The 5,949-nt window shown below is 73.5% G+C and carries 5 protein-coding genes and 1 pseudogene; 2 read left to right on the top strand and 4 right to left on the bottom strand.

Going from position 1 to position 5,949, the window contains the following annotated elements; genetic code table 11:
- Positions 1-1,793, top strand: a 1,793-nt coding sequence (locus H5J33_RS20585; protein ID WP_181796398.1) for an ABC transporter ATP-binding protein, incomplete at its 5' end; no start/stop codon positions are given.
- A 29-nt stretch (positions 1,794-1,822) separates the two neighbouring features.
- On the opposite strand, the gene H5J33_RS20590 is transcribed toward H5J33_RS20585, so the two are convergent.
- The 4 genes and pseudogenes from H5J33_RS20590 to H5J33_RS20600 form a co-directional block, all read right to left on the bottom strand.
- Positions 1,823-3,235 carry a sulfatase gene (locus H5J33_RS20590; protein ID WP_181796399.1) on the bottom strand — a complete coding sequence of 471 codons (1,413 nt, stop codon included), beginning with the start codon at positions 3,233-3,235 and terminating at the stop codon, positions 1,823-1,825.
- 82 nt (positions 3,236-3,317) lie between these two features.
- Positions 3,318-3,413 carry a putative leader peptide gene (locus tag H5J33_RS38725; protein WP_350969273.1) on the bottom strand — a complete coding sequence of 32 codons (96 nt, stop codon included), beginning with the start codon at positions 3,411-3,413 and terminating at the stop codon, positions 3,318-3,320.
- Between the two features lie 60 nt (positions 3,414-3,473).
- Positions 3,474-4,712 (bottom strand): glycosyltransferase family 39 protein, encoded by a 1,239-nt coding sequence (locus tag H5J33_RS20595; protein WP_181796400.1) that lies wholly within the window; start codon positions 4,710-4,712, stop codon positions 3,474-3,476.
- A gap of 20 nt (positions 4,713-4,732) precedes the next feature.
- A pseudogene (locus tag H5J33_RS20600) lies at positions 4,733-5,479 on the bottom strand (dolichyl-phosphate beta-glucosyltransferase); the annotation flags it as partial.
- Positions 5,480-5,659: 180 nt separating this feature from the next.
- On the opposite strand from H5J33_RS20600, the gene H5J33_RS20605 reads away from it, so the two are divergent.
- Positions 5,660-5,949, top strand: a 290-nt coding sequence (locus H5J33_RS20605) for a hypothetical protein (RefSeq protein ID WP_220212567.1), incomplete at its 3' end; no start/stop codon positions are given.

The raw sequence follows: 5,949 nt of genomic DNA on the forward strand, positions 1-5,949 counted from the left end.
CGCATTCACCGAGCACATCGAACGCCTGTGCCGCACCGCCCGGCGCCACCACCGCCCTGCTGCGCTCGCTGCTCGCGCCCATGAAGGCCCGGGTCGCGTTCACCACGCTCCTGCTGCTGCTCCAGCAGGCGGCGGTGCAGGCGGGCCCGCTGCTGGTGGCGTACGCCATCGACACCGCCGTACCGGCGTTCCGGCACGACCGCGACGGCCCGCTGATCGCGGTCGCCGCCGGCTATCTGCTGTGCGCCCTCGCCTCGGGCGCTTTGCAGTTCGCGTTCATCCAGGCCTCCGCGCGGGTCAGCCAGGACGTGCTGCTGGACCTCAGGGGCCGGATCTTCCGGCACGCGCAGGCGCTGAGCATCGACTTCCACGAGCGGTACACCTCGGGCCGGCTGATCTCCCGGGCCACCACGGACGTGGAGTCGCTGCGCGAACTCCTCGACGAGGGGCTCCAGGAACTGGTGACCGTGATGCTGTCCTTCGTCTCCGTCTCGGCCCTGCTGCTCTGGCTGGACCTCGGCCTCGGCGCGGTCGCGGTGGCGTCGTTCGGGCCGCTGTACCTGCTCGTCCGGCTCTACCGGCGGCGCGCCGGGCGGGTGTACGGCGCCAAGTCCACGGCGATGGCGGCGGTGATCGTGAAGTTCACGGAGACGATGAACGGCATCCGCCCGGTGCGTGCCTTCCGCCGGGAGACCGCGAACGACGCCGAGTTCGCGATCCTGAACGCCCGGCACGAGCGCAGGAACGGGGACGCGCTGCTGGAGATGGCCCGCTATGTGGTCGGCTCCCGGCTGGTGGCCAACACGGCGGTCGCGGCGATCGTGCTGTGGGGCGCCCACCGGGTGGCCTCCGGCTCGCTGGAGCTGGGCGTGCTGGCGGCGGCGGTGCTGTATCTGCGCCGCCTGTACGACCCGATCGACCGGCTCGGCATGTTCCTGAACTCCTACCAGTCGGCCGCCGCGTCCCTGGAGAAGATCGCCGGGCTGCTGGCCCAGGAGCCGACCGTGCCCGAACCGGACGTGCCGCGCCGGCTCCCGCCCGCCAGGGGTGACTTCCCGGGCCGCGAGGTGGTGTTCGACGGGGTCCGGTTCGGCTACCGCACCGGCGGCGAGGTGCTGCCCCGCTTCGACCTCACCCTGCCCGCCGGACAGACGGTCGCGGTCGTCGGCTCCACCGGCGCGGGCAAGTCCACCCTGGCCAAGCTGCTCGCCCGGTTCTACGACCCCTCCGCCGGGCGGGTGCTGCTGGACGGCGTGGACCTGCGCGAGCTGTCCACGGCCGAACTGCGGCGCGGGGTGGTCATGGTGACGCAGGAGGCGTTCCTGTTCTCCGGCACCGTCGCCGACAACATCGCCCTCGGCCGGCCCGACGCCGGCCGGGAGGAGATCGAGCGGGCGGCGAAGGCGATCGGCGCGCACGAGTTCATCAGCGCGCTGCCCGACGGCTACGACACCGACGTGCGCAAGCGCGGCGGGCGCATCTCCGCCGGTCAACGCCAACTGGTCGGCTTCGCCCGGGCGTTGCTCGCCGACCCGGCGGTGCTGATCCTGGACGAGGCGACCAGTTCGCTGGACGTGCCGGGGGAGCGGGCGGTGCAGCGGGCGATGGCGACGGTGCTGCGGGGCCGCACCGCCGTGGTCATCGCCCACCGGCTGTCCACCGTGGAGATCGCGGACCGGGTCCTGGTGATGGAGGGCGGCCGCATCGTCGAGGACGGCACCCCGGGGCGACTCGTCGCGGGCGAGGGCCGGTTCGCCGACCTCCACCGGGCCTGGCGGGACAGCCTGGCCTAGCCCGGCGGCTCACCGGCCCCGCCCCCGGGTCACCCCCGGGCCGGGTACGGCAGCAGGCCGCTCGCTGTCCGCTCCCACGCCGTCTTCAGCTCGGCCAGCAGTTCCGGGCGGTCCGAGGCCAGGTCGGCCTGTTCGCGCAGGTCGGCGGCCAGGTCGTAGAGGTGGTCGGTGCCGGAGGAGTCCTGGTAGTACTTCCAGTCGCCCCGGCGCAGCGCCCGGTTGCCCCTGACCCGCCAGAACAGGTCGCGCTCGGGCAGGTGTTCGCCGCGCAGCAGGTAGCCCGCGAGGCTGGTGCCGTCCAGCGGATGGGCGGGGTCGGGGCGGGCGCCGCCGAGTTCCAGCAGGGTCGCGGTCCAGTCGGGGGAGAAGTTCGGCTCGTGGCTGATCTGGTGGCCGTCGATCCGGGCCGGCCAGCGCAGGATGGTCGGCACCCGGATGCCGCCCTCCTGGAGACCGGCCTTCTGCCCGCTCAGCGGCCACTGGTACGACCAGCGCTCACCGCCGTTGTCGCTGGCGAACAGCACCAGTGTGTTCTCCTCCTGCCCGGAGCGGCGCAGCGCGGCCAGCACCTCGCCGACGGCCGCGTCCAGGCTCTGCACCATCTCGGTGTACTTGGCGACCGAGCCCCCGTCGCGGTGGTTCAGGGCGGCCGTGGCCTGGGCCGGTGTCGTCGCGGCCCGGACCCGCGCGGCGATCTCGGCGCCGGTCTCCGCGTCGCCCTCGGCCAGCCAGGGCCAGTGCGGGGTGGTGAAGTTGAGGTTGAGCAGCCAGGGCCGGCGGTGTGCGCGGCCGACGTACTCGACGGCCCGCTCGGTCAGCACGGTGGTGTAGTAGCGCAGGTCGCGGTACTCGGCGTCGCCCTCGTACAGGTCGTAGTCGCCGAGCTGGCCCAGCTTGGAGAAGTACTCCAGGACCCCGCCGAAGTTGCCGAAGAACTCGTCCCAGCCGGACTTGGTGGGGCTGTAGTCGGGCAGCCAGCCGCAGTGCCACTTGCCGATGAGGGCCGTGTCGTACCCGGCCTTCTTCAGCAGGGAGGCGAGCGTGGGGTGGCTCGGGTCGAGGCCCTGGGACCGGTCGGCCACCGGTTCGGCGAGGCCGCCCTTGGTACGGCCCGGGTAGCGGCCGGTGTAGAGGCTGAAGCGGGTCGGCGAGCAGGTCGCCGAGCCGGAGTAGGCGTCGGTGAAGCGCACGCCCTGGCGGGCCAGCCGGTCCAGGTTCGGGGTCTTGATGTGCGGTGCGCCGTACGAGGAGAGGTCGGCCCAGCCCAGGTCGTCACCGAGGATGACCAGGAAGTTGGGGCGGGGTCCGGGAGCGGCGGAGGGGCGGGAGCGGAAGGGGCGTTCGGCGGGGGCGGCCTGGGCGGGCGACGCGGCACCGGTGACGGTGGAGACCGCGCCGCCGCCGAGCAGACCGCCGAAGGCACGGCGGGACATGTCGGACATGCGGGATCCTCGAAACGGCCGTGCCCCGGGGCGGGGCACGGCGGGGTGAAGGAGAAAAGGAGAAGGGGAGCGAGGGTGCGGGTCAGCGACACAGGGCGCTGGACTGCCGGCACAGGTCCACATGCCGCCGTGCCACGAGCGCGATGCGCGCGTACGTGTGTTCGGTGGCAGGCCTCATGATCACAGGACGGTGCCAGGAAGCCGTACGTGCCGTCAAGGCACTGTCCGGCAGGCGGGATCACGGCACCGCCAGCTCGAACAGGGCGTAACCGGCGTACGAGCCGGAGGCCAGCGCCGCGATCCCGAGCAGCGTGCACAGCACCGGCAGGCTCAGCCGGCGCAGCGCGACCGCGAGCGGCACGAACAGCGGGAAGCAGGGCAGCAGATACCGGGAGATGTTGGCGACGATCTGCTGGCTGCCCAGGACCAGGACCAGCGTGATCACCGTGTACAGGACCAGCACCGCCGGCGGGCGCAGCCGCAGCAGCAGCGGCAGCAGCGCGCAGACCAGCAGGATGACACCGACCGAGATGACGTCCGTGAACGGGTACGCGAAGAGGTAGTCGAACTTGCCGACGGGCACGGACGTCAGCACGTCCAGGGTCTGCTTGCCGTAGTCGAAGCTGTGCGCCCAGGCGCCCGACTGGAGCTTGAAGTAGCCGCCCAGGTCGCCCATCCGGTCGCCGACCCACAGCAGATAGCCGAGGAGCCCGAGCGGGGCCAGGACCATGGCCAGCACCGGGCGCAGCACCCCGTCCTCCCGGCGGCGCAGGGACAGCAGCGCGGACACGCACAGCGCGGCGATCAGCGCGCCGGCGGTGGGCCGGTTCAACCCGGCCGCGAAGGTGAGCACCCCGGCGGTGAGCCAGCGCCGGGTGAGCACGGCGTGGCAGGCCCAGGCCGCCAGGGCGACGTACAGGGAGTCGGAGTAGACCGCCCACTCCACGCCCGAGCCCGGCCACACCGCCCACAGCCCGGCCGCCGCGAGCCCGGCCCGCCGGCCGCCGAACCGCTCGGCGACGGCGTAGATGCCGAGGGCGGCGGCGAAGGAGGCGACGATGGAGACCAGCAGCCCGGCGCCGTAGGAGCCGAGGCCGGTGACCGCCGAGGTCAGCCGCATCAGCGCCGGGTAGAGCGGGAAGAACGCCGCCGAGTTGCCCTCCAGCGTGATCAGGCCGGTGGCGCCCGGGACCGGGACGAGCTTCGGGTCGTAGCCGTGCAGCGCGATCTGCTGGTACCACCAGCCGTCCCAGGTGGCCAGCACGTCCCAGGCGTGCGCGCCGCCGCCGAACCGGGGGTGTTTGGTGCGGTAGTCCCCGGTGGAGGACAGCAGGTACATGAAGGAGCAGAAACCGGCCAGCTTCAGGGTGCCGAACAGGGCGAGGACCGGGCCGTGGCGGCGGGCGGCGGTCCGCAGCCGGGAGACCGGGGCGGCCTCGGTGTCCGGCGTCCCGGTGCCGGACAGGGTCGCGGTCACCGGACCACCGGCCCCGGGCGGCGGGCCAGGGTGCGCCGCATCCGGACGATCCCGCGCAGGTCCGCCAGCGCGGTGGCGACCAGGTCCACGCTGCTGTCCGGGTCGTCGACCCAGTCCACCGGCACCTCGTGGATCCTCAGGCCCGCCCGCTCGGCGAGCACCAGCAGCTCGGTGTCGAAGAACCACTCCCCGTCCCGCACCAGCGGCAGCAGCCGTTCGGCCGTCTCCCGCCGGACCGCCTTGAAACCGCACTGGGCGTCGGAGAAGCCCACGGCGAGCGTGCAGCGCAGCAGGACGTTGTAGCAGCGGGAGATGACCTCGCGCTTGGTCCCGCGCACCACCCGCGACCCCGGCGCCAGCCGGGTGCCGATCGCCAGGTCGGAGTGGCCCGAGATCAGCGGGGCGACCAGCGGCAGCAGCGCGGCCAGCCCGGTGGACAGGTCCACGTCCAGGTATGCCAGCACGGGCGCCCGGGAACCGGACCAGGCCGCCCGCAGGGCCCGGCCCCGGCCCTTCTCCGGCAGCCGCAGCGAGGTGACCTCGGCCAGTTCGGCGGCCAGCCGGGCGGCGATGCCGGGGGTGCCGTCGGTGCTGGCGTTGTCGGCGATGGTGATCCGGAACGGATAGGGGAAGGTGTCCCGCAGATGCGTGTGCAGCCGCCGGACGTTGGGCTCCAGGTCCTTCTCCTCGTTGTACACCGGCACGGCCACGTCCAGGACCGGCTCGGCCGCCTCGTGGACCGCCGGCAGCGGGGCGGGCCGGGGTATCCGGCGGAATGCCGGCGCGCCGGCGGGCTGCCGGCTCGGCCGGCTCGGTCGGATGTGCGTCACATGAACCCCGTTGGTTTCTGGTCGGTCGGGTGCGCCGGGGCACACCTGGACGGGCGGAGGGTCGAGGGCTAGCGGGTGGCCGTGGCCGTGGCCGTGGGCGCGAAGGAGGTACTCCAGGTGTCTTCCGGGGGCGCCGAGTCCGCGGAGTCCGTCGGTGTCGTGGACGGCGTGGACGGCGTGGACGGCGTGGACGAGGAGGAGGACGTGGACGAGGAGGAGGACGTGGACGACGAGGACGGCGTGGACGAGGAGGAGGGCGAGGAGGTCGTGGTCGGCGTGTGGTCCGGGGGCCGGGACGGCGGCTCGGACACCGAGACGCCGGGGGCCGGAGACGTCGTCGGTGCCGGCGCCGGACTTGTCGCGGGCCGTGGCGGCGCGGATCCGGGCGTCGTCGGTGGTGCCCGGCG

The sequence above is a fragment of the Streptomyces sp. WELS2 genome, from assembly GCF_013870595.1.
GTDB lineage: Bacteria > Actinomycetota > Actinomycetes > Streptomycetales > Streptomycetaceae > Streptomyces.

Excerpts from the sequence above, each read along its gene's own strand:
- H5J33_RS20590 (WP_181796399.1), bottom strand. The coding sequence starts at position 3,235 with ATGTCCGACATGTCCCGCCGTGCCTTCGGCGGTCTGCTCGGCGGCGGC.
- H5J33_RS38725 (WP_350969273.1), bottom strand. The coding sequence starts at position 3,413 with ATGAGGCCTGCCACCGAACACACGTACGCGCGCATCGCGCTCGTGGCA.